Below are 19342 nucleotides of genomic sequence, written 5' to 3' on the forward strand. Positions count from 1 at the left end.
TCCGACCATGACTGACGCGACCGTTTCAGAATCCGGCCACCGCCTGAAGCCGCTGACGCCGGCCATGCTGCGCGAACTGTCGGTCCGCTCCAATCTCAGAGGCGCGGCGCAGAGCCTTGGCCATTATGGCGTGATCGCGCTGGTGGGCGCGCTGATCGGGATGGTCGCTTTCCGCCATGGCGTGCTCTGGGCGCTGCCGTTGATGGCGGTGCAGGGCTATTTCGTCGCCTTCCTGTTCATGGCGGTGCATGAGACCGCGCACAAGACCGCGTTCAGGAGCCGCGGCCTCAATCTCGTCGTCGGCCATCTCTCGGCCTTCATCATCGGATTGCCCTACGAATATTACTGCCTGTTTCACTGGGACCATCACCGCTACACCCAGGATCCGGACAAGGATCCCGAGTTGATCGTCGGGGTGAAGCCGACATCCGACACGCAGCTCGCGATCGCCTATAGCGGCCTGCTCCAGGTCGCCGGACGTCTACGGCTGGTGCTCGGCCATGCGATCACCGGCAAGGTCACCATGCCCTGGATTCCCGAGGGCAAGCGCGCCACCATCGTGATCGAGGCGCGCGCCTATGTCGCGCTCTATCTCCTGCTGCTCGCGCTCTCGCTGTGGTTCTCGTCAGCGTTGCTGCTTTGGGTCTGGATCGTCCCGCTCGTCATCGGGCAGTTCTTCCTGCGGCCCTATCTCTATGCCGAGCATACCGGCTGCGACCGCACCCGCAGCGCGTTCCAGAACACCCGCACCACCTATACCGCCGCGGTCGTCAAATGGTTCGCGTGGAACATGCCCTACCATGTCGAGCACCACGCTTATCCCTCGATCCCCTTTCATGCGCTGCCGAAGCTGAACGAGATCGTCGACGGCGAGATCGTCCATCGCGGCCGCGGCTACATCAGAACGACGCGCGAGACCTGGGCCTGGTTTCGCCGGCAGCGGCAGGCCCGCTAGTCAAATGCAAAACTCCGGCCGCGGTGCGACCGGAGCTTTGTCGTGAAGGCGAGATATCAGTACATCCCGTAGGCGCAGACATTCACGACGCGCACGCGCAGGCCATGACGGGTCTGGACCAGGCGCTCCTGGTAGCAATTGCTGACGCCGGTGTTGAGGTAGATGCCGCCAAAGCCCCAGCCGGGACCCCAGTGGTGATGACCGTGATGGTGATGGAAACCGCCGGCCGAGGCCGCGGTGGGGGCGAGAGCGGCGACAGCGAGCGAGCCGGCGGCGATCAGACCAAGAGCAAGCTTACGAAACATCTTCATTCTCCATTTGGCGCGGGGCCGTTGTTGTGTCCCTGCATCTCGGTCGGGCTGAAACGCGAATGCGTTCACGGCTCGCGGCGAGAATCGTGTTTCAGGATTGTTTCGTGGCCTGCGGCAAAATGTGCCGCCGTCAGGCTTTGCGCACCGCGCGATAGCGCGCGGCCATTGCCTGCGTCAGCTCCACCATCTTGTCGCGAAGATCGGCGGGCTCAAGCACTTCGGCCTCGGGACCGAGCCGCAACAATTCGGCTGCGGCGTGCCAGGATGTCTTGCCGACAGGCACGCGCGCAATGCGCCAGCCGTAGGCATCAGCGGTCTCTTCGAGCTGCGTGCGCGCCTTGACGTAGGGCTGGCTCAGCGCATCGAGCAGCTTGACACCGAACGGCGAGAGCCGCACGACCGCGACATTCGGATGCATCTCGGCCTCGAGGCGAAGTGTCGCGGCCTGCCAATAGGCGGCGAGATCGAAATCGGCGGGGCGATCGAAGCCGTCGTCGAGCGCCGTGCAGTCAAGCACGCGCGCGACGCGATAGGTGCGCACGCTGGCGTCGACCTGACCCGCGAGGTACCAGCTCCCACCCTTCAACACGAGGCCGAGCGGCGCGAGGCGGCGCTGCTTCTCGGATCGCCAGCTCTGATAGCGGATCTTGATCAGCGTCCCGCGCAGAGTCGCCCCGGCGATCGTGCGCAGGTGCTTTGGGTCTTCCGTCTCGCCAAACCAGCCCGGCGCGTCCAGGTGAAAACGCTCCTGCATCCGCCCGGCGTCCGCGCGAAGATTCGCAGGCAGGGCGGCCATCAGCTTGTTCTGCGCGGCGATCATCGCAGCATCGAGCCCGAGTGCCGCGGCCGGGCCCGGCAATCCGGCCAGGAACAGCGCGCCTGCCTCGCTCTGCGACAGACCGTTCAGCCGCACGCGGTAGCCGTCGATCAGGCGATAGCCGCCCTCCGCGCCGCGATCGGCGTACACGGGAACGCCGGACGCGGCGAGCGCGTCGATGTCGCGATAGATCGTGCGCACCGACACCTCGCAGGCCTCCGCGAGCTCGGGCGCGGTGACCTGCCCCCTGGCCTGGAGGGTGGTGAGGATCGACAGCATCCGGCTCGCGCGCATGGTTCTTTAAATCATACCTGACACAGGATGTCAGGTATGGGCCTCTACAAGATGCGGCTAGTCACACGACGCCCAGGAGACCTGCCTTGACCAGACCTGCCTTGACCAGACCTGCCACGACCAGACCTGCCATGACCGATCCGAACCGCATCACCCTGTATTACTCGCCGCAAAGCCGCGCCACCGGCACGCGGGTGCTGCTGGAGGAGCTGGAGGCGCCCTACGATCTCCACGTCCTCAATATGAAGGCGAGCGAGCAGCGTCAGCCCGCTTATCTCGCCATTAATCCGCTCGGCAAGGTCCCGGCGGTCCGTCATGGCGACGCCCTGGTGACCGAGCAGGTCGCGATCACCATCTTTCTCGCCGATCTGTTTCCGCAGGCGGGGCTGACGCCCGCGCTGAACGATCCGTTGCGAGGCCCTTATCTGCGCTGGATCGCCTATTACGGCTCATCCTTCGAGCCGGCGCTGATCGACAAATTCATGCAGCGCGAGCCGGCCCCCATCACGCATTCGCCCTATGCCGACTACGACACCATGCTCGCAACGCTCGAAGCGCAGCTGTCGAAGGGGCCGTATCTCCTCGGCGAGCGGATGACGGCTGCCGATGTGCTGTGGGGCGTCGCATTCAGCTGGACCATGATGTTCGGCATCGTGCCGAAAAAGGACGTGTTCGTGCGCTATGCCGAACGTATGACGTCGCGGTCGGCGTTCCAGCGGATCAATGCGGCCGATGACGAGATGGCGGCGGAGCATGCTGCGGCCGTTGGGGGCTGAATGATACAAGGTGACAGATGACGAAGCCGATGCACACGACCAACTGCTTCAACACCTTCATCCGGGTAGCCGAAGACTGTCCCGCGCGTACTGGCGAGGAGCCGCCGTTGCGCGCGGGAAAGCCGACGGTGGCGTGCCTGCAATACGTGATGATCGCCATGGCACCCTACAAATACTCGTCCGACGACGTTATCTTCGCGACGTCTGCGCCTGGACGCGAGCTCGATGTGAAGGCGACCAAAGCGGAGAAGCATGCGGCCCGCGAAGCGTTCTTCTCTCGGGGGCAAGCGTGCATGAGGGCGTCGAGCCTGGGCAAGCGCTTCGGATGGGGCGTTCATGCCGATAGCGAGGGCCGGATCGCGATCTACGCCATCGACAGCAAACGCTACCAGGCGCTCGTCCGCGATCCCAAGCTCACGCAGGTGCGCGCGATGCGGTCGAAGCGGGCGTGATCAGAATTTTGGCGCTCGCTTCTCCGCGAACGCCTTGATGCCTTCCTTGATCTCGTCGCCGCGCATGCTGTCGCGATGGCGCTGGTCGGCGGCGCGATCATCGAGCTCGCCGCGGGCGAATTCGTTGATCGCACGCTTCATGCCACGCATCGCCTGCGGCGCGTTGCCAGCGAGGACGCCGGCGAGCTTGTCGACCTCCTCGTCCAGAAACTCCACCGGCACCATGGCGGTGAGATAGCCGATGCGCAGCATCTCCGGCGCGCTGATCTTTTGCGCGGTCAGAAACAGCTTTTTCGCATTGTCGAGGCCAAGCCGGGTGACGTAGCGTTTGATGCCGCTCGGGTAATAATGCAGTCCGAGCCGCGCCGCCGGCATGAACATCTCGGCAGTGTCGACGCCGATGCGGAAATCGCAGGCGAGCGCGAGGTCGGTCGAGCCGCCGTAGACGCCCCCGTTGAGCCGGCAGATCGTCGGCACGCCCAAATCCTCCAGCCGGTTGACGACCACCTCGAAGGCGGAGCCCGCGCTCTGCTGCTCGTTTGCGCTGACGGCGCGCTCGGCGACCGAATTGAGGTCATAGCCGGCGGAGAAGACCCGGCCGGTGCCGGTCAGCACCAGCACGCGGATGCCAGGATCTGCCTCGACCAGGTCGAACAGTTTGACGAGCGCGTCGAGGTCCTCCGCCTGGAGCCGGTTGAGATGCTTGGGCCGGTTGAGGCGGATGGTGGCGCGCGCGCCGTCGCGTTCGAGCAGGGGGCCGGTGGCTGCGTCGGTGATGTCCGACATTCTTGTCTCCATCTTACTTGTTTTCGAGCGCGCGGCGATTCGCCTCGGCGTCGATGGTCTCGGCGAGATCCGGGTGCCGTGCCATCAGCACGCGGAAGTCGACGAGGTCGAGCACCAGAAGCCGCGATACTTTCGTGGTCGAAACGTTGGCACCGCGCTTGTTGTTGCCGAGCAGCGCCATCTCGCCGAAGAAGGCGCCTTCGCCGAGCTGAACCTTCTTGCCGGGCAGGTCGACCTCGACCTCGCCGGCGGCGATGAAATACATGCAATCGCCCTGCGCCCCCTTGCGGATGATCATGGTGCGCGCCGGCAGCTCCATGGTCCGCAGCATGTGGGTGACGTCGGCAATCGCAGCGGGGCCGAGCGCCGCGAAGAACGGCACCTTGCTGACGGACTCCCAGGTCTTGAGGAAATTGTCGCGCCGGGTCTCGGCGGCAAATCCGGTCGCCAGAATACCGGTCCAAAGGCCGAACACGCCGAGGCCGGAGATCATCACGGCGGCTGCCACCAAGCGCCCGAGCGGCGTCACCGGCACGACGTCGCCGTAGCCGGTGGTCGTCAGCGTGACGACGGCCCACCACAGCGCCGCCGGCACGCTGCCGAACGTCTGGGGCTGCACGTCCCGCTCCAGGAAATATTCGGCGACGGAGGCGAGGAAGACCACCATCAGGAAGATCACGAGCACGCTGACCAGCGGCCCCGATTCCAGCACTAGCACGCGGCGAAGCTGCCGCAGGCCCGGAATGCCCGGGATGACCTTCAACACCCAGAGCACGCCGAGCAGCCAGGCCGTCCCGGGCTCGACGCCGAGAACCAGCGCGACCGGCACCGCCAGAGCTCCGATCGCGTCAACCAGCCCGGCAGAGGAGGACATGTAGAGCGAAAGTCGCCCCTGCTGCGTCATATGGTGCAGCCGGACCAGCCATTCGAAGACGAAATAGGCGAGGCACGCCCAAAGCAGAGCGCCGATCCAGCCGTGCGCCTCATGGGCCCGTTTGTCCGTCAGCAACACCATGCCGAGCACGCCGACGGTCACCGCGACATAGGCCGCCTTGGTCATGTTGCGGCCGGCCGTGGCGGCCGCGAACTGGGCCAGTGCGGAAATCAGCGGCTTGGACATGCGCGAAGGCGGCTCGGTCTCGAGATCGGTGTTGGGGCAAAGTCTTCGGCGTCCCTTCTGGGACGTCGGCGCCAAAGTGCCCGCCCGCGCCGAGGCCGTCAACGACGGGGCGACGGGCGGCAGCGTGATCGGCGCTGCTGCACCGAGCCTCGCGGACTGCGCGGCTATGGTTGGGGAGCTTGTCTACCTGAAATGTGGCGGCTCGTCGTAACCGCGGCGGCTGCTGAAGAACAACAGCACCATCAGTCCGACCCCGACCAGGATGGAAAACCCCGCCCCGAGCGCCAGGGCCACATAGCCTTCCGTCGGGATCGGCTCACCTTCGACCGCCATTGCGGAATAGGCGAAATAGCCGGCCGCCGCCAGCATTCCCAGGAGGAGGATGATGAGGAGTGCACGCATGCTGCGGTCTCCGGTTGTAACCGGTAACCAACGGTTGCAGATGGTGCCGGTTCCCGACGGCCGGCTATTGATCGGACTTTTGCGCGCCCCAACCTGTTGGCAGGGCTCGCGCCTATGGCGTCGTCACGACCTCAGCCTCGTGCCCCGGACGCAGCGCAGCACGCAGTGATGCGCTGCAGAGCCGGGGCCCATTCAGCAACGTACGCTGCGGCTCCCGGGTCCTGGCTCTGCGCTGCAACGCCTTTGGCATTGCAGCTTGTCCGGGACAGGAGAGTGGTGGACGGCCTAACTGGCCCGGCTCCCTCAGGCGCTCTGGGCGGTCTTGACCACCACGACATTGCTGTCGTCGTGCTGGGCAGGGCTTTCGTCGCGCGCCGTCTTTTCAGTCTCGCCGGCATGACGTTTCAGATAGTCGCGGCGCATGCCGATCTCGTCGCGGACGAATTCGTAGCCGAGCTTGAAGGTGTCGAGCCCGTCGGTGCTGATCGTGCCGTCTCGCAGGCCGATGACGGCCCCGCGTAAAATGCCCTCCAGCTCGTCCTGGAGGCATTCGAGCTGATCCAGAGAGTGGGCGTGCTCGATCCGCTCGCCGATGTCGAGGATCGCGGTGGAGAGCTCGCTGGCCTTCTCTGGCGCGATGCGGGTGATCTTGGCGTAGATGGCAGCGAAGATCGAGCCGATGACGCTGAGCGCGGCGGCGCCCAGATACATCAGGTCGCTGTACTTCTCCATGAACGACTTGGTGTCGTCGTTGATGTAGTCGGCCGCGCCCTGGTGCGCCATCACGAAGGCGTCCTTCTCGGTCGAGGCCGGCTCAATTCTGCTTGCAAAGCTGTTGTCGAGCCCGAGCGCTGATTTGTTCTCGTAGACGATGCGTGCGAGCTCGCCTGCCGTGCTCGGGGACATCCTGGATTGCGCGACCAGCAGCCATTCGAGCCCGATCGTGTCGAGATCGTCGTCGGGAATTTGCGGCGAGGTCGACAGCGTGCCCGCCGTCAGCGTCTCGCTGGAGATGCCCGGGACTCTACGCGCCAGCGCCTTGGCCTCGTCGATCGCGTTGAGCGTGAAGCCGCCGCCGCGCTTGGCGACCTGCTCATAGGCCTTGTCCCGCACCGCCCTGGAGGCATGGACGATGGCGATCACCGCGCCAAAGCCGTTTGACGGTGCAAACAGCTTGTCGAGCGTTGCGCCCGGCGGCGCCATCTGGATTTTCGCGGCGTCCGGACCGTCGGGGATGTCGAGGATGCTGCGCACGAAGGCGAGGGAGGACTCGTTCTCGGCGACGACCGCGACCTTTTTCTTCTTCAACTCGGCGATCGACTTGATCTTCTTGTTGCCGGGACCGATCAGAAGCACGAGATCGTGCTCGAGGATCGCGAGCGTGCGCGCCCGCAGCGGTACCTTGGCGTCGGTGCGCAGGACGGCAAGGTCAGCCTGCTTGCGGTCGAACTGTGCGAGCGCCTTGGCGTTGTCTGCGTTGTTGACGATCTTGATCCGGAAGCGCGAGGCGTTGGTCTTCAGCACGGTGGCGAGCTTGGCCGCGAACAGCGCCTCGTCGCTGTTGGGGGCGCCGACGGCAAAAGTCAGCGTTTCCGAATTGTGCAGCATGGCGCGGCCGCCCCAGACGGTGGCGAGCGACAACAGCAGGGTCAGCACGACGTAGAGGAAGACCTGCTGCTGATTGGTCTTGATCACCTTGGGGCGCCGGGGCGGCGGCTCCATCGGTGATGAATTGGGGCCTTCAGTACTCATGGCAGCACTCTGGCCTTATTCTATCGGTGGCGGGCGGCTCGCGGACGTGATCGCGGCGGGCGCCCTGCAATTCGTAAACGCCTGAAAAAAGAACGATATTCTCTGCCGTCAATGATACCGCGAAGGCAGCGGAAAGCAAATTTCGAGCCGTAGGTAACCTTACTCCTCGCCGCCGCGGCGATTGGTCATCCTATCACCAGTTAGCCACACTTGGCGATTTTCCGGTTCCCCCCGGCTGCATTCGGCCGCGGGAGATGTCATAAATCGCACGTCCCGGCGATTTGACCGGTCCGAGAACCGGTCCAAGAAGAAGTTGCGCTGAACGCTCCAGTTTTTCTTGTCACGTCAATGAGGGCGTTAGCTTGTCGTTTCCACCCATGTCATCGGCGGTTCCGGTCGAAGCGCTCATTGGCTGGATGTTGCTGCTCACTTTCAAGCACATCATCGCCGATTTCGTCCTTCAGACCGCCTGGATGGCGCACGGCAAGGACCAGAAGCACGGTTGGGCCCTGCCGCTTCTGGTGCACTGCCTCGTTCACCTTGCGGTTGCGTTGCCGCTGATCCTGATCGTCGCGCCGAGATTCTGGTTTGTGGCCCTGATCGACTTCGTGATCCACATCACGATCGACCGCGCCAAGGGGTTCGTCTCGGCGAATTTCGGGGTCGATCTTGCGCATCCCTGGTTCTGGACCTTGATCGGCGTCGACCAGGCCCTCCACCATCTCACCGGCTTTGGCCTCTCCATCTTCATGGCGGCGAACTGAGGCCTGGCGGCCTCGCACGTAAGGCGGCGGCTAGTTCGTAGCCCGGATGGAGCGCAGCGTAATCCCGTGCCACGTACTGCGTCCTTCCCGGATTGCGCTGCGCTCCATCCGGGCCACGCAGACCTTCAAGGGATCGGTCGGGAGCCCCACTGATTCGCGGCCAGGGCGCAACCACCCCGGGTGACTACCGGGCAGCGTGGTTAACCTTTCATTAGAGAATTGCACTGCATCTTCCGTGCCTGAGGGAGAACTGCAATGTTTTCAAGCCGCGATACCTTTGAAAGCGATTTCTGCCCGGTCCGCGACGAGCTCCTTGGCGAGATGTATCGCGCCAGCGAGAGTGGCCTGCCGAGGCTGGTTGAGAGTGTTTCCCCTGACGCCCGCGCCAGGTTGGCGCTGTTCTGCTACCGCCGCAGCCATTTGCACTCGCTGGCGGTCGCGATCGCAGCGAGCTGCAACGAACGCGACCTGATCGAGAACGGCGGCCGCGTCGGCTCGACGCTTTATGCGTTGGCGCGCGAAGGCACGGCGAAATCCTCGCCGTCGCTGTCGGGCGGCCGCAAGCCGATCACGCTGTCGACCAAGCCCCTCTCGGTGCTCGCACCGCTCGAGGACGAGTTCGTCGACGAGATCAGCGAAGCGGTTCCGGCTTAAGCGCACTTTGTCGGCGCATGATCTTGACGAAAAAGCGCTTCACACTTTTCCGGATCATGCGCTAGCGATCACCGGCAGCCCGAACTTCCGCCGCGCCATCGCGCATTCGGCATCGCCCGGCATGCAGGTGCGGCACACTTCCGGCCGCATCGCATAGATGCCGCACGCGGTCGCTTTCCCTATTTCCCCCTGCAAGGCCGAGCAGCGATCGCCCTCGCAACGCATGCCGGACTGGCGTTCGTTGACCAGCGTCTCCGGAATCGCGGCAAGCTCCTCGTCGCTCTCGACCGAGAAGCGCGGCCAGTTGGCCGAATAGCCGCAGCACGCGCCGCAATTCTGGCAACAGCTCGACGGATCGGTGGGGGAGCTCTCTTCCATCATCGTCACGTGTTCTTCAAGTATCCTTGGGAGGGCCCCAGACCAGGCTCTGCCGCCATCTTGCGCGCAGCACGTCGCGTCGCTCCGGATATTTCTCGTCGAGATAGTTCGCCTCCACGACGCGGTCGGTGCGGAAGCTGCGGAAGTCGCTGCGCAACTCACACCAGGCGGCGAGCAGCCGCACGGCTTCGAGATAGCCGACCGAGATCGGCCAGATCATGCGCTCGCTGGCGCGGCCCTGCTCGTCGCGATAGCGCAGCATGATCTTCTTGCCTTCGTGAATCTGGGTGCGGGTGCGGACCATGTCCAGACGGTCCGGCTCCCTGTTCCAGCTTGGCCGCGCACGGCTAGCCGGCTCCAGCACGAAGGGACGCAGGCGCTCAGGCACCGTGTCGGCGATCTTGGCCATCAGATCTTCGGCCGCGCGTGCCAGTGCCGAATCGGCGTGGCCGGCGACCCATTGTGCGCCCAGCACTGCCGCCTCGATCTCGTCGGGTGTCAGCATCAAGGGCGGCAGGTCGAAACCCTTTTCCAGGATGTAGCCCATGCCGGCTTCACCGCGGATCGGCACGCGTTGGCCAATCAGCGTGGCGATGTCGCGATAGATCGTGCGCTTCGAGGTTTCGAGCTCGGCCGCGATGGCATCCGCCGTCAGCGGCTTACGCGTGCGCCTCAGCACCTGGATGATTTGAAACAGCCGATCGGCGCGTCTCATGAGGGGTCTCTTGTTGTGGTCTTTTCAGAAGGCGGCGCGCGGCTGCTGACAGGATGTTGGCAGCAGGGGGGTTCTATACCGGGACAACACATCGACTGAGAGGATTTGTCCATGATCATTCCAACCCATTTCGGCCCGGCCGTCCCGTTGTGGCGCGCCCAGCTTTGGCAGGCCCAGATTTGGCAAGCATTGGCGCTCAGCCGCCTCGTTTCGCTCGATCTCATGGCCGTTGACCTCCGATTGGCGTTCGCAAGCGTGGTGACACGCTCGCTGGTCCAGGCCGCGGACGCGCTGGTCCGCCATGTGATGGGCCGTGCCTGGCGGGGCGCCCGCTTCGCAGAAGATATCACGGCTGCTGCCACCATGGTGGCAGCAGCCGGTCGCTAGGTTCCGTCAACTTTCGAGAGGTTCAGGAGAGCTCGCATGATCACGCTTTATGGCTTTGGCACGGGCTTTGGCCTGCCGGAAATCAGTCCCTTCGTCACCAAGACGGAGGTGCAGCTCAAGATGGCGGGATTGCCCTACCGGAAGGAGCGGGCGATGCCGCCGGCCTCCCCCAAGGGGCAGCTGCCGTTCATCGACGACGGCGGTGAGGCGGTGGCCGATTCCACCTTCATCCGCGCCCATATCGAGCGGCGCTACGGCTTCGATTTCGACGCCGGCCTGTCGCTGGCCGAGCGTGCGCAGGCCTGGGCGTTCGAACGGATGATCGAGCACCATGTCTACTGGGGACTGGTCGGGGCGCGCTGGGTCGACCCGGTCAATTTCGCCAAGGGTCCCGCCCACTTCTTCGACGGCGCACCGGAGCACAACCGCGAGAAGCTGCGCGAGGATGCGCAATTCCGCGTCGCCGAGAACTATCTGCTCTCGGGCCTCGGCCGCCACGCGCCAGATGACGACGTCGACCTCGCCGTGCGCTCGTTGTTCGCACTGTCGGTGCAGCTCGCCGACAAGGCGTACCTGATGGGCAACAAGCCCTGCGGCGTCGATGCCACGGCCTTCGGTATGCTCGCCGGTGTCCTCTCGCCGTTCTTCGAATCGATCCTGCGCGAGCGTGCCGAGGGCTTTCCGAACCTCACGGCTTACGTCGACCGCATGATGGACGATTACTATCCTGAGTTCGCCTGGACCCCGCTGCGGCAGGCGGCTTAGGCTCAGTCTCGCCGCGAGCGCGGTGCAACCTCTCCCGCTTGCGGGAGAGGTCGGCGCGAAGCGCCGGGTGAGGGCTCTCTCGGCTGAGGGACTGCTCCGTAATCCCTACGCGGTGACACCCTCTCCCCAACCCTCTCCCGCAAGCGGGAGAGGGGACGCAGCGACAGCGGAGCGTCAGCTCGCGGCCCGTTGCCAAAACAAAAGAGCCGGCCCGATGGGCCGGCTCTTGTCATCTTGGAGTTTTCGCTGCGCTTACTTCACCAGCGTGTACTTGCCGTTCTTCACCGTGAGCAGGATGCGCGAGCGCTCGTCGAGGCCATAGCGGTCCTTTTCGGTGAAATTGTAGACGCCCTGGCTTGCCGCCAGCTCCCTCTCCGTCAGCAGCGCCTGGCGGATCGCTTCGCGGAATTCCGGCGTGCCGGGCTTTGCGGTCTTCAGCGCAGTCGGGATGATGCGCTTCAGGATCTCGAACGCATCGTAGGAGTGGCCGGCGAACTGGCTGCGGCTGTTCGGGCCGTACTTGGCCTCATAGGCCGAGTTGAGCGCGAGGCCCGGCTTCTTGGTCGCGGCTTCATCCGGCTGGTCCTCGGGATCCATCACCGGGCCCGAGGCCATCAGCACGCCTTCCGCCGCTTTGCCGGCGATGCGGATGAAATCCATGCTGGCGGCGCCATGGGTCTGGTAGATCAGGCCCTGATAGCCGCGTTCGCGCAGCTCGGTCTGCGGCAGCGCGGCCGCGGTGCCGGAGGCCCCGACCAGGATGGCGTCGGGATTGGCGGCGACGAGCTTCAGCACTTGTCCGGTCACTGACGTATCGGGACGGGCGAAGCGCTCCTCGTCGACGATGGTCATGCCCATCGGCACGGCCTGCGCCTTGAGGTCGTTGAACCAGAGGTCGCCATAGGAGTCGGAATATCCGATATAGCCTAGCGTCTTCACGCCCTTGGCCTTCATGTGATCGTACAGCACCTTGCCCACGATCGGGATCGGCTGCGGCATCGCCACCGACCACTTCATGCGCTCCGGCGTGATGGGAAACGGGGCGAGGCCGAAATGCGGAATGCCGGCTTCGTTGGCGACGTTGGAGACCGCGATCGTCGGCGGCGTCAGCGCCGAGCCCATGATGATGTCGGCCTTGGATTCAGTCACGAAGCGGCGGGCATTGGTGGTCGCGGTGGTGGGATCGCCGCCGTCGTCGAGCACGATCACCTTCAGCGGCACGCCGCCGATCTCCTTCGGCACGAATTCCAGCGCGTTGCGCTCGGGAATGCCCAGCGCGGCGCCGGGGCCGGTCGTGGTGGTGGTGATGCCGATGGTGACTTCGCTGGTCTGCGCCAGCGCGGGCAGCGCCGGCAGGGCAAGCGTCGCCGCGGTGATGGCGGCGGTCAGGTAAAAGCGTTTCATCTATTCCTCCCTTTACGTGTTTCTTTGAAAGCAGAAATCGGGGGGTAATTCAGCCCCCTCTTTTGGTGATGCGGCGATTTAGCTTCGGACCTAGCTCCCCGTGAATTTGGCGACCATTTCCGCAGGGAACGGTGCCGATTTCAGCTTGTCGGGGTTGTCAGGATCACGGCCGACCAGAACGCGGGTCTCGAAACCCTCGATCGCCAGCGCCTCGCCCTTGTAGACGTTGTGCTTCACCTCGAAGCTCGAGCGCTTGATGCTCTCGATCTTGGTTTCGATGGTGATCCAGTCGCCATAGGTCGAGGGGATGTAGAACTTGGCCCGCGTATCGACCATGGGGATTCCCACCAGGCCGTATTTGCGGACCAGGTCCTGCTTGGAGAAGCCGGCGACCTCGAACAGGGTCGAGGTCGAATCGTCGAACATCGCGAAATAGCGCGGGTAGTAGACGATGTTGGCGGGGTCGCAATCACCCCACTGGATCTGGACGTCGCGCCGGTTCACGAACATGCGCGGTGCCTTATTTCGGAGCCATGCGCAGCGAGCCGTCGAGGCGCACCACTTCGCCGTTCAGGTACGTATTCTCGACCATGTGCAGCGCAAGCGCGGCGAACTCGTCGGCTTGGCCGAGCCGGCGCGGGAAGGGGATCGCGGCGGCGAGCGAGTCCTGGGCTTCCTGCGGCAGGTTCGCGAGCAGCGGCGTCAGGAACAGGCCGGGTGCGATGGTCAGCACGCGAACGCCGAACTGCGCCAGCTCGCGCGCGATCGGCAGCGTCATGCCGACGATGCCGCCCTTGGAAGCCGAATACGCGGACTGGCCGATCTGGCCGTCATAGGCGGCAACGGAGGCGGTATTGATGATGACGCCGCGCTCGCCGGTCGCCTGCGGCTCCAGCTTGGACATCTCGGCGGCGGCAAGGCGCAGCATGTTGAAGGTGCCGATCAGATTGACCTTGATCACCTTGTCGAAATCGGCGAGCGCCATCGGGCCGTCGCGGCCGACCACGCGCTTGGCAACGCCGATGCCGGCGCAATTGACCAGCACGCGCGCCGGGCCATGGGCTTTCGCGGCCTGCGCGACCGCGGCCTCGGCGGAGGCGGCATCAGAGACGTCGCAGGTCACGGCCACGCCCTTGATCTCGGCGGCAACCGTTTCTGCAAGCTTGGCATTGAGATCGCAGACCGCGACCTTGGCGCCCTGCGCCGCCAGTTTTCGCGCGGTGGCAGCGCCCAATCCCGATGCGCCGCCGGTGACAATGGCTGCCTGATCCTTCAACAACATGGCGTTCTCCTTTGGCGATGATTTCTTAGGCGACCGATATCACACGGTCGGACGGATTGGCAGCGTAGAGCTCTTCGATCAGCGCGGCACGATGCTCGAGCACCGCGCGCTGGTTGATCGAGCCCTTGTCGGTGACCTCGCCCTTGTCGATCGAGAGCGGCGCGTCCATCAGGATCGCGCGCGTGATCCGCGTCGAGGAGCCGGTGGCTTGGCTGAGGAAACCGGTCAGGCGCTCGCGGAAGGCTTCGCGCACCAGCCGGTCACGCGTCGCGACGACGAGGTCGTCGGTCGGCAGCGTCGGGTTGATCAGCCGGCAACCGTCGAGATCGAGCACGACCAGCGCGGAGACCTCGTCGCGGTTGATGCCGGCGATGACGACGTCGCGCACCAGCGGTGCGCAGGCCGCTGTGAGGCGCGCGCGCAGCGGGCCGACGCTGACCCAGGTGCCACTGGCGAGCTTGAAGTCTTCACCGACACGGCCGTCGAAATCGAACCCGGCGTTGAGATCATCGGGGTCTGCGGGCTTGAGCGCATCCCCCATCTTGTAAAATCCTTCCTCGTCGAAGGATTTCGCGCTGATGTCGGGCTGGCGCCAGTAGCCGGGCATGACGTTCGGCCCCTTGGCGCGCACTTCCAGCTTGCCGTTGTTCGGCACCAGCTTGGCGTCGTTGCCCGAAACAGGCAGGCCGACATGGCCGGAGCGGCTGGTGCGCGGGTTGACCGACATGAAGAACGGCGCGGTCTCGGTCGCGCCGAGCCCGGTCAGCATTGGTACGCGATAACCCTTTTCCTTCACCGCGAGCTCATCGAGGCTGTCCCAGATGAACGGCGACAGCGCGGCGCCCGAGAAGAACATCGCGTGCAGCCGGTCGAAGAATTTTGCGCGCAGGCCCTGGTCCTCGCGCAAATAGGGCAGCAGCGATTCATAGCCCTTGGGCACGTTGAAATAGACCGTCGGCGAGATCTCCTGGAGATTGCGCACGGTCTCCTCGATGCCGCCGGGCATTGGCTTGCCGGCGTCCAGATACATCGAGCCGCCATTGTAGAGCGTCAGCCCGATATTGTGGTTGCCGCCAAAGGTGTGGTTCCACGGCAGCCAGTCGATGATGACGGGCGGCTCGTCCTTCAGGAAGGCGAGCGTCTCGCGCAGCATCACCTGGTTGGCACAGATCATGCGCTGGGTGTTGATGACGGCCTTGGGGTTGCCGGTCGAGCCCGAGGTCAGCAGGAATTTCGCGATCGTGTCGGGGCCGATCTTGCCGTGGACGTCGTCGAGATCGCTGCGGATCGGCGTCGCCATGAGGTCGGCGAGCAGGGTGACGTCACGGCCCGGCACATGGCCATAGGACGCGGCGATCTCGGTGCCGAGCGAGACATTGGCGGCGAGCGCATCGGCGAACCTGTCGGCATTCTCGGCGAAGACGAGGCCTGGCGTCAGCAGCTTCATCAGGTAAGACAGCTTGCCGTAATCCTTCGACACCAGCGAATAGGCCGGCGAGACCGGGCAGAACGGAATGCCGGCATAGAACGAGCCGAACGCGAGCAAAGCGTGGTCGATCGAGTTGCCGGAGAGGATCACGACCGGCCGCTCCGCCGAAAGGCCGCGCGCGATCAGGCTCGAGGCGATGTGCCGGCTCGCGACGAGCAGCTCGGCGTAAGTGATCTTGCGCCAGCCGCGGCCGCCTTCGCGCTCGGCCATGAAGACGCGGTCCGGCGTGGTCGCCGCCCAATGAAGCAGGCGGTCGGTGATGCGGACGGGATAGTCGCCGAGCGACTGCTTGGGCCGCAGGTAGATCGTGCCGTCGTCGCGGCGCTCGATGTTGACGATGGGATCGCCGAACGAGATGGGCCGCAGCGGAAAAGTGCTCGCGCCGCGCTCCATGCTGGAAGAGGACGGCTGCGCGCTCATGATTTCGGCTTCACCTTTGCGGTCTTGTGTTCGAGGAATTCGCGGATCCGGCGTTTTGCCTCCTTGTCGCTCTGCGCGACGGTCGCCATCAGCGATTCCATCAGGAGGCCGGTCTGCGGATTGGCCTCCGCGATCATCGGCAGTGCCTGGAGCACGGCGAAATTGGTCAGCGGCGCGTTGGAGGCGACCTTGGTCGCGAGCTCCATCGCCTTGCCGAGCGCGTTGCCGGCTTCCGTGACATATTGCGCGAAGCCGTAGGAGGCGCCTTCGGTCGCGCTATAGACGCGGCCCGTCAGCATCATGTCCATCATCCGGGCGACACCGATCAGCCGCGGCAACCGCACCGAGCCGCCGCCGCCGACGAAGATGCCGCGTTGTCCCTCCGGCAGCGCGAAATAGGTCGACGGCTCCGCGACGCGGATATGCGCCGAGCAGGCAAGCTCCAGCCCGCCGCCGATCACCGCGCCCCTGAGGGCCGCGATTACGGGTACGCGGCTGTACTGGATGCGGTCGAACACCCGGTGCCACATCTGCGAATGGAGCAGGCCGCCGGTCGCGTCGTGCTCGGTCAGCTCGGAGAGGTCCAGGCCACTGGAGAAATGATCGCCGATGCCGTGGATGACGACCGCGCCGATATCCTCGGGCAGGTTCGCGAAACACTCGCCGATTTCCAGGATGATGCCGTCGTTGAGCGCATTGCGCTTGGCCGGCCGGTTCAGACCCACGGTCAGAACCCGGTCCGCCCTTTCGATCCGGAGTAGCCCGGAGGCACCCGCGTCAGCGGTCTCAGCGTTTCCCTGTGTCATTTGCGTCCTTGTCAGAATAGTTATGTTGTATAACGAATTCTGTGGGAGTCAATATGGGACCGGGCGGCCATTCTCACATTCGGTGTCGTCCCGGCGAACGCCGGGACCCATACTCCCAAGGAGGAATTTGGCGAAGATACGTCGTTCGGAACCCCGCCCGCCGCCATCGATGGATTCCGCGGTATGGGTGTCGGCGTTCGCCGGGACGACTAGCGGAGTTTGCGGAGCCGGCGGAGACTTGCCGCTGCCTTACATCACCTGGTGCACGTCGATCACGACGCGATCCGCATGCCGCGCGGCCGAGCCGACGAAAATATGCTCCATCAGCCAGCGATACTTCTCGTGCCCCGTCTCGAATTTCGGAACGGTGCGGAAATAGATCAGCTTGGGATCGACCGGCTCGCCGCGCTTGAGCTTTTGCAAGAGTTCGACCGGTCCGAAGCGCATGCCCTTGTTCTCGACATAGACGATCGCGCCGTCGTCGGTGTCGAAGGCGTACTTCGCCTCGAGGTCGATCAGCTCGTTGGGGCGGATGGTCTGGAAGTCGGCCCCGAACGGCAGCACCTTGCCAGATATCGCGCCCGTCACTTCGCCGCCGATGATCGGAATGATGCGGCGAACGCCGATCCCGGTCTCGCCGGCGGTGACGACGTCGCCAATGCGGGCGGTGACGGTGAAGAGGTATTTGGTTTCGAGCATCGGTGTGGTCATTGCTTCGCCTCGTCAATGCGCCATCATGCGTGTCGGCAGCCAGGTCGCCAGCAGCGGAAAGGCGATCAGGATCACGAGGCGGATCAGGTCCGTGACCACGAACGGAATCACGCCCTTGAAGATGGTGGAGAAGGAGACGTCCTTTACCACGCTTTTTATGACGAAGACGTTCATGCCGACCGGCGGATGGATCAGGCCGAGCTCGACAGTCATGACGATGATGACGCCGAACCAGATCGGGTCGAAGCCGAGATGCGTGATCACGGGGAAGATGATCGGCACGGTCAGGATGATCATCGCCATGGCGTCCATCAGGCAGCCTAGCACGAGATACATCACCATGATCAGCGCCAGCACGCCGTAGCTGCCGAGGCCGAGGCCGGTGAGGAATTCGGTCACTTTCTGCGGCGTCTGCGTTACCGTCAGGAAATAGCCGAAGATCAGCGCGCCGATCAGCACGGTGAAGACGGCGGCCGCAGTGCGCGTCGCCTGCAGCAGCGAGGCCAGGATCTTCTCGCGGTCGAGGCGGCCCGTCAGCACGCCGATGATGAACGCGCCCGCGGCGCCGACGCCGCCCGCTTCCGTCGGCGTGAAGCGCGGCAAATAGGGCAGGCCGTAGAGTCCGCCGATCACGAACACGAACAGCAGCACCGGCGCCCAGATCTCCTTCAACCCGGCGAAGCGCTCGCGCCATGGTGTCACCTTGCCCTTTGGCAGGAAGTCGGGGCGGAAATAACCGATCAGGAAGATCGTGATCATGTACATGCTCATCGCGAGCAGGCCTGGGATGATGCCGGCGATGAAGAGCTTTCCGATGTCCTGCTCGGTGATGATGCCGTAGACCGCGAGCACGGTGGAGGGCGGCAGCATCGCGCCCAGCGTTCCGCCGGCCGCGATCACGCCGGTGGCAAAGGACTGCGGATAGCCGAACCGGCGCATCTCGGGATAGGCCACGGCGGAGAAGGTCGCGGCGGTCGCGACCGAAGAGCCGCAGATCGCTGCAAAGCCGCCGCAGGCGCCGACGGTGGCGATGCCGAGCCCGCCGCGCAAATGGCCGACGAAGCCGTTGGCCGCGCGGAACAGCTCGCGGCTCATGCCGGAATTGCTGACGAACGAGCCCATCAGCAGGAACATCGGGATGACGCCGAAGGTGTAGTCGGTCACCGTGCGCATCGAGGTCTGGCCGACCAGCTTCAGCGCCGCATTCCCGTTGACGAGGTAGGCGAAGCCGGAGACGCCGACGAGGCCCATGGCCATGCCGACGGGCACGCGCAGCAGCATCAGGACGAACAGGGAAACGAAGCCGATTACGGCGACGGCATCGGTGCTCATGATTACTCCGTCGCCTTCAATTTGGGGTCATGCATCTCTTCGGGATGGAAGATCAGCCGGTAGGTGCGGATCGCGATCAGCAGCACGGCGCAGACGTCGCCGATCCAGGCGACCGCGAAGAACGGCCAGGTCGGCATGTGCATGTCGAAGGTCTGGACGTTGTCATTGTAGGTGCCGCGCACCTTGTCGAACAGCGTCCAGGTCTGCACGGTCACGACGAACAGCAGCACCAGGGTTGCGAACACGTCGATCCAGCGCTGATGGCGCGGCCCGACATTGCCCCAGACCAGATCGACCGTGATGTGGGTGCCGCGATAGGAGGTCGCCGCGATGCCCCAGAAGATGAGAATGCCGAGCAGCATGCGGCCGATGTCGAAGCTGTCGGGGATCGAGTAGTTCAGCGTGTTGCGCAGCAGTACCGACAGGAAGATGTCGAGCGCGACGATGCCGACGAATCCGGCCGCGATCCATTCGATCGTGTCGATCACGCGATCCATCCAGGAGCGCTTCATGGGGAAAGAGTCCTTCAGACGAGTGCGAGGTGTGTCCGCGATGAAAGCTGCGCTCCCT

General features: G+C 64.5%; 23 protein-coding genes. 7 read left to right on the top strand and 16 right to left on the bottom strand.

Features of this window, described 5'->3' with window-relative positions; translation table 11 throughout:
- The first annotated feature begins 7 nt into the window (after window positions 1-7).
- Window positions 8-955: a fatty acid desaturase gene (locus IVB26_RS04290; RefSeq protein WP_247970724.1), complete on the top strand. Its 948-nt coding sequence runs from the start codon at window positions 8-10 to the stop codon at window positions 953-955.
- Between the two features lie 56 nt (window positions 956-1011).
- Here IVB26_RS04290 and IVB26_RS04295 read toward each other — a convergent pair whose 3' ends face one another.
- Entirely contained in the window at window positions 1012-1260 is a 249-nt protein-coding gene (locus IVB26_RS04295) for a hypothetical protein (protein WP_247549595.1), read from the bottom strand.
- A gap of 136 nt (window positions 1261-1396) precedes the next feature.
- Window positions 1397-2377: a helix-turn-helix transcriptional regulator gene (locus IVB26_RS04300; protein ID WP_247970725.1), complete on the bottom strand. Its 981-nt coding sequence runs from the start codon at window positions 2375-2377 to the stop codon at window positions 1397-1399.
- A 131-nt stretch (window positions 2378-2508) separates the two neighbouring features.
- On the opposite strand from IVB26_RS04300, the gene IVB26_RS04305 reads away from it, so the two are divergent.
- Both IVB26_RS04305 and IVB26_RS04310 read left to right on the top strand, forming a co-directional pair.
- Window positions 2509-3153: a glutathione S-transferase family protein gene (locus IVB26_RS04305; protein ID WP_247973055.1), complete on the top strand. Its 645-nt coding sequence runs from the start codon at window positions 2509-2511 to the stop codon at window positions 3151-3153.
- Window positions 3154-3170: 17 nt separating this feature from the next.
- A complete protein-coding gene (locus IVB26_RS04310) occupies window positions 3171-3605 on the top strand; it encodes a DUF6157 family protein (RefSeq protein ID WP_247970726.1) in 435 nt (144 codons plus the stop codon).
- On the opposite strand, the gene IVB26_RS04315 is transcribed toward IVB26_RS04310, so the two are convergent.
- The 4 genes from IVB26_RS04315 to IVB26_RS04330 all read right to left on the bottom strand — a co-directional run bounded on the left by IVB26_RS04315 (window position 3606) and on the right by IVB26_RS04330 (window position 7665).
- Window positions 3606-4391: an enoyl-CoA hydratase/isomerase family protein gene (locus IVB26_RS04315; RefSeq protein ID WP_247970727.1), complete on the bottom strand. Its 786-nt coding sequence runs from the start codon at window positions 4389-4391 to the stop codon at window positions 3606-3608.
- A 13-nt stretch (window positions 4392-4404) separates the two neighbouring features.
- The gene (locus IVB26_RS04320; RefSeq protein WP_247970728.1) at window positions 4405-5511 is read right to left on the bottom strand and encodes a cyclic nucleotide-gated ion channel; all 1107 of its coding nucleotides are present in this window, start codon (window positions 5509-5511) and stop codon (window positions 4405-4407) included.
- Window positions 5512-5694: 183 nt separating this feature from the next.
- Window positions 5695-5913: a hypothetical protein gene (locus IVB26_RS04325; protein ID WP_246925471.1), complete on the bottom strand. Its 219-nt coding sequence runs from the start codon at window positions 5911-5913 to the stop codon at window positions 5695-5697.
- A gap of 303 nt (window positions 5914-6216) precedes the next feature.
- A complete protein-coding gene (locus IVB26_RS04330; RefSeq protein ID WP_247970729.1) occupies window positions 6217-7665 on the bottom strand; it encodes a TAXI family TRAP transporter solute-binding subunit in 1449 nt (482 codons plus the stop codon).
- Between the two features lie 416 nt (window positions 7666-8081).
- Here IVB26_RS04330 and IVB26_RS04335 point away from each other — a divergent pair, with 416 nt between their 5' ends.
- Together IVB26_RS04335 and IVB26_RS04340 are read left to right on the top strand one after the other, a co-directional pair.
- Window positions 8082-8429 (top strand): DUF3307 domain-containing protein, encoded by a 348-nt coding sequence (locus IVB26_RS04335; RefSeq protein ID WP_247973056.1) that lies wholly within the window; start codon window positions 8082-8084, stop codon window positions 8427-8429.
- A gap of 255 nt (window positions 8430-8684) precedes the next feature.
- A complete protein-coding gene (locus tag IVB26_RS04340) occupies window positions 8685-9083 on the top strand; it encodes a hypothetical protein (RefSeq protein WP_247970730.1) in 399 nt (132 codons plus the stop codon).
- Between the two features lie 54 nt (window positions 9084-9137).
- Here IVB26_RS04340 and IVB26_RS04345 read toward each other — a convergent pair whose 3' ends face one another.
- The gene (locus IVB26_RS04345; RefSeq protein WP_247973057.1) at window positions 9138-9461 is read right to left on the bottom strand and encodes a YkgJ family cysteine cluster protein; all 324 of its coding nucleotides are present in this window, start codon (window positions 9459-9461) and stop codon (window positions 9138-9140) included.
- Between the two features lie 16 nt (window positions 9462-9477).
- On the bottom strand, window positions 9478-10176 hold the full coding sequence (locus tag IVB26_RS04350; protein ID WP_247970731.1) for a helix-turn-helix transcriptional regulator: 699 nt from the start codon (window positions 10174-10176) through the stop codon (window positions 9478-9480).
- Window positions 10177-10287: 111 nt separating this feature from the next.
- Here IVB26_RS04350 and IVB26_RS04355 point away from each other — a divergent pair, with 111 nt between their 5' ends.
- Both IVB26_RS04355 and IVB26_RS04360 read left to right on the top strand, forming a co-directional pair.
- On the top strand, window positions 10288-10563 hold the full coding sequence (locus tag IVB26_RS04355) for a hypothetical protein (RefSeq protein ID WP_247970732.1): 276 nt from the start codon (window positions 10288-10290) through the stop codon (window positions 10561-10563).
- A 36-nt stretch (window positions 10564-10599) separates the two neighbouring features.
- Window positions 10600-11328 (top strand): glutathione S-transferase family protein, encoded by a 729-nt coding sequence (locus tag IVB26_RS04360; RefSeq protein WP_247970733.1) that lies wholly within the window; start codon window positions 10600-10602, stop codon window positions 11326-11328.
- Between the two features lie 252 nt (window positions 11329-11580).
- Here IVB26_RS04360 and IVB26_RS04365 read toward each other — a convergent pair whose 3' ends face one another.
- The 8 genes from IVB26_RS04365 to IVB26_RS04400 form a co-directional block, all read right to left on the bottom strand.
- Entirely contained in the window at window positions 11581-12732 is a 1152-nt protein-coding gene (locus tag IVB26_RS04365) for an ABC transporter substrate-binding protein (protein ID WP_247970734.1), read from the bottom strand.
- 90 nt (window positions 12733-12822) lie between these two features.
- Window positions 12823-13242, bottom strand: coding sequence for an acyl-CoA thioesterase (locus IVB26_RS04370; RefSeq protein WP_145630794.1), 420 nt, complete (start codon window positions 13240-13242; stop codon window positions 12823-12825).
- A gap of 10 nt (window positions 13243-13252) precedes the next feature.
- Entirely contained in the window at window positions 13253-14014 is a 762-nt protein-coding gene (locus IVB26_RS04375; RefSeq protein ID WP_247970735.1) for an SDR family NAD(P)-dependent oxidoreductase, read from the bottom strand.
- A gap of 25 nt (window positions 14015-14039) precedes the next feature.
- A complete protein-coding gene (locus IVB26_RS04380; protein WP_247970736.1) occupies window positions 14040-15923 on the bottom strand; it encodes a feruloyl-CoA synthase in 1884 nt (627 codons plus the stop codon).
- Window positions 15920-16729: a crotonase/enoyl-CoA hydratase family protein gene (locus IVB26_RS04385; protein ID WP_247970737.1), complete on the bottom strand. Its 810-nt coding sequence runs from the start codon at window positions 16727-16729 to the stop codon at window positions 15920-15922. Before IVB26_RS04385 ends, IVB26_RS04380 begins: the two co-directional genes overlap by 4 nt.
- Before the next feature lie 249 nt (window positions 16730-16978).
- Window positions 16979-17440, bottom strand: coding sequence for a DUF3237 domain-containing protein (locus IVB26_RS04390; protein ID WP_247970738.1), 462 nt, complete (start codon window positions 17438-17440; stop codon window positions 16979-16981).
- A gap of 12 nt (window positions 17441-17452) precedes the next feature.
- Complete coding sequence (locus tag IVB26_RS04395) at window positions 17453-18772, bottom strand: TRAP transporter large permease (protein ID WP_247970739.1); 1320 nt, start codon at window positions 18770-18772, stop codon at window positions 17453-17455.
- Window positions 18773-18774: 2 nt separating this feature from the next.
- Window positions 18775-19284: a TRAP transporter small permease gene (locus tag IVB26_RS04400; RefSeq protein ID WP_247524658.1), complete on the bottom strand. Its 510-nt coding sequence runs from the start codon at window positions 19282-19284 to the stop codon at window positions 18775-18777.
- Window positions 19285-19342: the final 58 nt, after the last annotated feature.

This window comes from Bradyrhizobium sp. 195, assembly GCF_023101665.1.
In the GTDB taxonomy this organism is placed as follows: Bacteria; Pseudomonadota; Alphaproteobacteria; order Rhizobiales; family Xanthobacteraceae; genus Bradyrhizobium.

Excerpts from the sequence above, each read along its gene's own strand:
- IVB26_RS04310 (WP_247970726.1), top strand. The coding sequence starts at position 3,171 with ATGACGAAGCCGATGCACACGACCAACTGCTTCAACACCTTCATCCGG.
- IVB26_RS04340 (WP_247970730.1), top strand. The coding sequence starts at position 8,685 with ATGTTTTCAAGCCGCGATACCTTTGAAAGCGATTTCTGCCCGGTCCGC.
- IVB26_RS04380 (WP_247970736.1), bottom strand. The coding sequence starts at position 15,923 with ATGAGCGCGCAGCCGTCCTCTTCCAGCATGGAGCGCGGCGCGAGCACT.
- IVB26_RS04385 (WP_247970737.1), bottom strand. The coding sequence starts at position 16,729 with ATGACACAGGGAAACGCTGAGACCGCTGACGCGGGTGCCTCCGGGCTA.
- IVB26_RS04295 (WP_247549595.1), bottom strand. The coding sequence starts at position 1,260 with ATGTTTCGTAAGCTTGCTCTTGGTCTGATCGCCGCCGGCTCGCTCGCT.
- IVB26_RS04395 (WP_247970739.1), bottom strand. The coding sequence starts at position 18,772 with ATGAGCACCGATGCCGTCGCCGTAATCGGCTTCGTTTCCCTGTTCGTC.
- IVB26_RS04305 (WP_247973055.1), top strand. The coding sequence starts at position 2,509 with ATGACCGATCCGAACCGCATCACCCTGTATTACTCGCCGCAAAGCCGC.
- IVB26_RS04365 (WP_247970734.1), bottom strand. The coding sequence starts at position 12,732 with ATGAAACGCTTTTACCTGACCGCCGCCATCACCGCGGCGACGCTTGCC.
- IVB26_RS04355 (WP_247970732.1), top strand. The coding sequence starts at position 10,288 with ATGATCATTCCAACCCATTTCGGCCCGGCCGTCCCGTTGTGGCGCGCC.
- IVB26_RS04330 (WP_247970729.1), bottom strand. The coding sequence starts at position 7,665 with ATGAGTACTGAAGGCCCCAATTCATCACCGATGGAGCCGCCGCCCCGG.
- IVB26_RS04325 (WP_246925471.1), bottom strand. The coding sequence starts at position 5,913 with ATGCGTGCACTCCTCATCATCCTCCTCCTGGGAATGCTGGCGGCGGCC.
- IVB26_RS04290 (WP_247970724.1), top strand. The coding sequence starts at position 8 with ATGACTGACGCGACCGTTTCAGAATCCGGCCACCGCCTGAAGCCGCTG.
- IVB26_RS04345 (WP_247973057.1), bottom strand. The coding sequence starts at position 9,461 with ATGGAAGAGAGCTCCCCCACCGATCCGTCGAGCTGTTGCCAGAATTGC.
- IVB26_RS04400 (WP_247524658.1), bottom strand. The coding sequence starts at position 19,284 with ATGAAGCGCTCCTGGATGGATCGCGTGATCGACACGATCGAATGGATC.
- IVB26_RS04320 (WP_247970728.1), bottom strand. The coding sequence starts at position 5,511 with ATGTCCAAGCCGCTGATTTCCGCACTGGCCCAGTTCGCGGCCGCCACG.
- IVB26_RS04370 (WP_145630794.1), bottom strand. The coding sequence starts at position 13,242 with ATGTTCGTGAACCGGCGCGACGTCCAGATCCAGTGGGGTGATTGCGAC.
- IVB26_RS04300 (WP_247970725.1), bottom strand. The coding sequence starts at position 2,377 with ATGCGCGCGAGCCGGATGCTGTCGATCCTCACCACCCTCCAGGCCAGG.
- IVB26_RS04390 (WP_247970738.1), bottom strand. The coding sequence starts at position 17,440 with ATGACCACACCGATGCTCGAAACCAAATACCTCTTCACCGTCACCGCC.
- IVB26_RS04360 (WP_247970733.1), top strand. The coding sequence starts at position 10,600 with ATGATCACGCTTTATGGCTTTGGCACGGGCTTTGGCCTGCCGGAAATC.
- IVB26_RS04335 (WP_247973056.1), top strand. The coding sequence starts at position 8,082 with ATGTTGCTGCTCACTTTCAAGCACATCATCGCCGATTTCGTCCTTCAG.
- IVB26_RS04350 (WP_247970731.1), bottom strand. The coding sequence starts at position 10,176 with ATGAGACGCGCCGATCGGCTGTTTCAAATCATCCAGGTGCTGAGGCGC.
- IVB26_RS04315 (WP_247970727.1), bottom strand. The coding sequence starts at position 4,391 with ATGTCGGACATCACCGACGCAGCCACCGGCCCCCTGCTCGAACGCGAC.
- IVB26_RS04375 (WP_247970735.1), bottom strand. The coding sequence starts at position 14,014 with ATGTTGTTGAAGGATCAGGCAGCCATTGTCACCGGCGGCGCATCGGGA.